The organism is Bradyrhizobium sp. PRIMUS42 (assembly GCF_023006515.1).
Classification (GTDB): Bacteria; Pseudomonadota; Alphaproteobacteria; order Rhizobiales; family Xanthobacteraceae; genus Bradyrhizobium.
Map to the genome: position 1 here is coordinate 1 of NZ_JALBGZ010000515.1, position 4,661 is coordinate 4,661.

4 protein-coding genes are annotated in these 4,661 nt (G+C 65.2%); 3 read left to right on the forward strand and 1 reads right to left on the reverse strand.

The genetic code is table 11. The annotated features are described in order from the left end of the window. A partial coding sequence (locus MOV75_RS28135) for a potassium/proton antiporter (protein WP_247006981.1) occupies positions 1-1,180 on the reverse strand: 1,180 nt, incomplete at its 3' end. 208 nt (positions 1,181-1,388) lie between these two features. Between MOV75_RS28135 and MOV75_RS28140 the strand changes: the two genes are divergently transcribed. The 3 genes from MOV75_RS28140 to radC all read left to right on the forward strand — a co-directional run bounded on the left by MOV75_RS28140 (position 1,389) and on the right by radC (position 4,514). Next, on the forward strand, positions 1,389-2,705 hold the full coding sequence (locus MOV75_RS28140; RefSeq protein ID WP_246930898.1) for a mechanosensitive ion channel family protein: 1,317 nt from the start codon (positions 1,389-1,391) through the stop codon (positions 2,703-2,705). A gap of 188 nt (positions 2,706-2,893) precedes the next feature. Next, a complete protein-coding gene (map, locus tag MOV75_RS28145) occupies positions 2,894-3,712 on the forward strand; it encodes a type I methionyl aminopeptidase (protein WP_246930899.1) in 819 nt (272 codons plus the stop codon). 88 nt (positions 3,713-3,800) lie between these two features. Continuing rightward, a complete protein-coding gene (gene radC / locus MOV75_RS28150) occupies positions 3,801-4,514 on the forward strand; it encodes a DNA repair protein RadC (protein ID WP_246930900.1) in 714 nt (237 codons plus the stop codon). Positions 4,515-4,661 lie beyond the last annotated feature (147 nt).

The following is a 4,661-nucleotide window of genomic DNA, read 5'->3' on the forward strand; positions in this document are numbered from 1 at the left end:
CCACATGCAGCTTGCGCGCGGCCGGCGCCAGGGTCCAGCCCTGCAGCAGCAGCGAGATGATGACGACGACGAAGGCGACGTCGAAATAGAGATAGGCCTTGGACAGGCCGACCAGCATCGGGATCGAGGCCAGGAAGATCGCGACGGCGCCGCGCAGGCCGGTCCAGGCGATGAAGATCTTCTCGCGCCAGTTGAAGCGGAACGGCGCCAGGCACGCGAATACCGCGATCGGCCGAGCCACCAGCATCAGCACGAAGGCGATGCCGACCGCCGGCAGGATGCTGGCGCCGAGCCGGCTCGGCGAGACCAGCAGGCCGAGCAGCACGAACATCACGATTTGCGCCAGCCAGGTCGCCGCGTCGAGAAAGGCCACCACTGAATTGTGCGCGCGGGTCGGCCGGTTGCCGATGATGATGCCGGCGAGATAGACCGCGAGGAAGCCCGAGGCGTGCATGATCTGCGAGCCGCCGAAGATCACGAGCGCAGCCGTGGTCACGAACGGCGCATGCAGGCCCTGCGGCAACGCCACCTGGTTGAGCGCGATGACGACGAGCCGTCCGCCGAAGACGCCGACGACGGCGCCCAGCACCGCCTCCTGGATGAACTCCATCGCCACATGGCCTGCGGAGCTCGATCCCAGCGAGATGTATTCGACCAGCATCAGAGTGAGGAAGATCGCGAAAGGATCGTTGGTGCCGGATTCGGCCTCCAGCGTCGCACCGACGCGCGGGCGCAGGCGCAGGCCCTGGGTGTGCACCAGCAGGAACACGGCGGCGGCGTCGGTCGAGGCCACGACGGCGCCGACCAGCAGCGACTCCGTCCAGTTGAGGTCGAGCGCATATTTGGCGAACGGCGCCGTGATCAGCGCGGTCAGGAGCACACCGACGGTCGCGAGCACCACGGACGGCGCGAGCACGGTGCGGATGCTGGCAAAGCGTGTCTTCAGCCCGCCGTCGAACAGGATCAGGGCCAGCGCCACAGAGCCGACCAGATAGGTGGTGCGGACGTCGTCGAACTGGAGCTGGCCGGGGCCGGAATCGCCCGCAAGCATGCCAATCAAAAGGAAGACGAGCAGCAAGGGTGCGCCGAAGCGCAGCGCAAGCAGGCTGGAGAGGATGCCGGCCATGACGAGGACGGCGCCGAGCAATATGGCGAGGCTAACGGAGTCGAGGGAGGCCATCCACCTTCCGGGTACAAATCGCTGGAATTTCATCCTTATCGTCGGCACTCTCCTGCGCCAACCCATTTTCTCCCGCTCGCGGCAATCTGCCCGTATTTTACGGCCTTAACGTACATCACATGCCGGTGTATCGATGGCCCGGCCGCGCCCTTTGTGGGATTCTGCGGCTCCCTCGAATCAATTCCTCCCCTGCTTGCCGACGAGACCGATGGACATGGACCTCAAGGACTTCATGGAGTTCGTGCAGACCACCGCGCGCAGCGTCGGGGCGGAGATCTCCTCGCCCTGGTTCTACCTGCAGTTCGGTCTGATCCTGGCCGCGGCCGGCATCGCCTATGCCGCGGAAGCCGCCGTCCGCAACCGGATCGACATGACCTCGCTGGCGATGCGCTGGCCGCTGCCGCTCCGGCACTTCGCCCGGGTGATGGTCGCCAGCGCCTCGACGGCGGTGTTCACCTTGCTCGTGATCATCTCCCGCGTGGTGATGTACCACGCGACCTGGCCGAGCCGCTCCTATCTCCTGATGGTCGCCGCCAAGCTCGGACTGGCCTGGCTGGCGATCCGCCTCGTGACCTCGGTGCTGCGCAATGCCTTCATCGTCAAGCTGGTGTCGATCACGGCGTGGTTTCTCGCAGCGCTCTCGATCCTCGGCCAGCTCGATACGACGGTCGACCTGCTCGATTCCTACGCGATCGTGCTCGGCGGCCTCAGGTTGACCCCACTGCTGGTGCTCAAGGCAGGTGCGCTCCTGCTCATCGCGCTGTGGGCGACCAACATCGCGAGCAATTTCGCCGAGAGCCGGATCAACGCGACCACCGATCTGACGCCATCGGTGCAGGTGCTCCTGGTCAAGATCATCCGCATCGGGCTGCTTGCCGTCGCTATTGTCATTGCGCTCGGAGCGGTCGGCATCGATCTTTCAGCGCTCGCGGTGTTCTCCGGCGCGGTCGGCGTCGGCATCGGTATCGGCCTGCAGAAGATCGTCGCCAACTTCATCTCGGGCATCATCCTGCTCGCCGACAAGTCGGTGAAGCCCGGCGACCTCGTCACCATCGGCGACAATACCGGCCGCATCAGCGCGATGAAGACGCGTTATATTTCCGTCGCCGCCGGCGACGGCCGCGAGTTCCTGGTGCCGAACGAGGATCTGGTGACGCAAAAGGTCGTCAACTGGACCTATACCGACAAGAACACGCTGGTGAAGATCGCCTTCGGCACCAATTACGACGCCGATCCCCGCCTGGTCTGTACGCTCGCCGCGGAGACCGCCGCCGCCCATCCGCGCGCGCAGAAGGGCAAACCGCCGACCTGCATCCTGACCGAGTTCGCCGAAGCCGGGATGAAATTCTCGCTGACCTTCTGGATCGCCGATCCCGACGGCATGGACAAGGTCAGGAGCGACGTGATGCTGGGGTTGTGGGACGCCTTCAAGCACGAGGGCATCCGGGTTCCCTATCCCGTCCGCGAAATCCGCATCCGCGGCGGCGCGCTGCCGGTGGAAACCACCGTAGAAGTCCCGAATTAGGCCCGCTTTCGGGCGCAAGAGGCCCGTAAGATTCCGGTTTTGATGCGTTTTCTTCACGCGAACCGGTAGCCACTTCGCTCGAAAACGCTCTGCCTTAAGCTTGCATGAAGCCCCGCAATCATTAAATTAGGGCCTGAAATCAAGCCTTTCCGCCGAAATCGAGATCAGCCCGAAAAGACCTGACACGCATGAGCTACGTCGAAGCCACCGATACCTCGCTGCGCAAGACCGGACAGATCAAGCTGCATGGGCCGGCCGCCTTTGCCGGCATGCGCAAGGCCGGCGCGCTGGTGGCCAAGTGCCTCGACGAGCTCACCGACATCGTCGGACCGGGCGTGCCGACCTCGCGCATCGACGAGTTCGTCCGCGACTTCGCCTTCAGCAACAACGCCTATCCGGCGACGCTGATGTATCGCGGCTATCGCTATTCGACCTGCACCTCGCTCAACCACGTGGTCTGTCACGGCATGCCCGGCGACCGGCCCCTGAAGGAGGGCGACATCGTCAATATCGACGTCACCTTCATCGTCGACGGCTGGTACGGCGATTCCAGCCGGATGTATGCGATCGGCCCGATCGCCCGCAAGGCCGAGCGGCTGATCGAGGTGACGTATGAAGCGATGATGCGCGGCATCGCCGCGGTGAAGCCCGGCGCCACCACCGGCGACATCGGTCACGCCATCCAGAGTTTCGTCGAGCCGCAGGCCATGAGCGTGGTGCGCGATTTCTGCGGCCATGGCCTCGGGCGCATGTTCCACGACGAGCCGAACATCATCCATATCGGCCGCCCCGGCGAAGGCGTGCAGCTCAAGCCCGGCATGTTCTTCACCATCGAGCCGATGATCAATCTCGGCAAGCCGCACGTGAAGATCCTCTCCGACGGCTGGACCGCCGTGACGCGCGACCGCTCGCTGTCGGCGCAGTTCGAGCACTCCGTCGGCGTGACGGCGACGGGCGTCGAGATCTTCACGCTGTCGGAGCGGCACGGCGAGAAGCAGATCGGGTAGCGGTTCGGCCCGCCCGCCCATCATCAAGCCATGTGCGGCCGCAATTGACGGTTGCAAAAGCGCCGGCCCCCGGCAATGCTGGCGGCCCATGCCCGCCAAGCCGGACCACGACAAGAGCAAGCCTGACGACGCGCCGCATTATCTCGGCCATCGCGAGCGGTTGCGCGAGCGCTTCTACAGCGCGGGGGCGGATGCGCTCAGCGACTACGAGCTGTTGGAGATAGCGCTGTTTCCGGCGCTGCCGCGGCGCGACACCAAGCCGCTGGCGAAGGCGCTGATCAAGACGTTCGGCTCCTTCGCCGAGGTCGTGCATGCGCCGGTAGCGCGCCTGCGCGAGGTCGACGGCGTCGGCGAGTCCGCGATCCACCAGCTCAAGCTGATTGCCGCGGCGGCGAGCCGCGTGACCAAGGGCGAGGTCAACAGCCGCAACGCGCTGTCCTCCTGGAACGAGGTGATCGACTATTGCCGCACCAGCATGGCGTTCGCCGACAAGGAGCAGTTTCGTCTGCTGTTCCTCGACAAGCGCAACCAGCTGATCGCCGACGAGGTGCAGCAGACCGGCACCGTCGACCACACCCCGGTCTATCCCCGCGAGGTGATCAAGCGCGCGCTCGAATTATCCGCGACCGCGCTCATCCTCGTGCACAACCACCCCAGCGGCGATCCCTCGCCGTCGCAGGCCGACATCCAGATGACCAAGGCGATCATCGACATCGCCAAGCCGCTCGGCATCGCCGTGCACGACCACATCATCGTCGGCAAAGGCGGGCACGCGAGCCTGCGCGGGCTGCGGTTGATCTAGTAGCAATACCTGTGATCGACCCGGACATAATACCCGTCCGGCCTCTGCATGTAGCAGCCGCGCTGATAGGCATAGTAGCCGGAGCGGCGGCGCTCGCCTTCGGAGGCGATCGCGGCGCCCGTGCCGGCACCCACGACGGCGCCGATT

Excerpts from the sequence above, each read along its gene's own strand:
- MOV75_RS28140 (WP_246930898.1), top strand. The coding sequence starts at position 1,389 with ATGGACATGGACCTCAAGGACTTCATGGAGTTCGTGCAGACCACCGCG.
- map (WP_246930899.1), top strand. The coding sequence starts at position 2,894 with ATGAGCTACGTCGAAGCCACCGATACCTCGCTGCGCAAGACCGGACAG.
- radC (WP_246930900.1), top strand. The coding sequence starts at position 3,801 with ATGCCCGCCAAGCCGGACCACGACAAGAGCAAGCCTGACGACGCGCCG.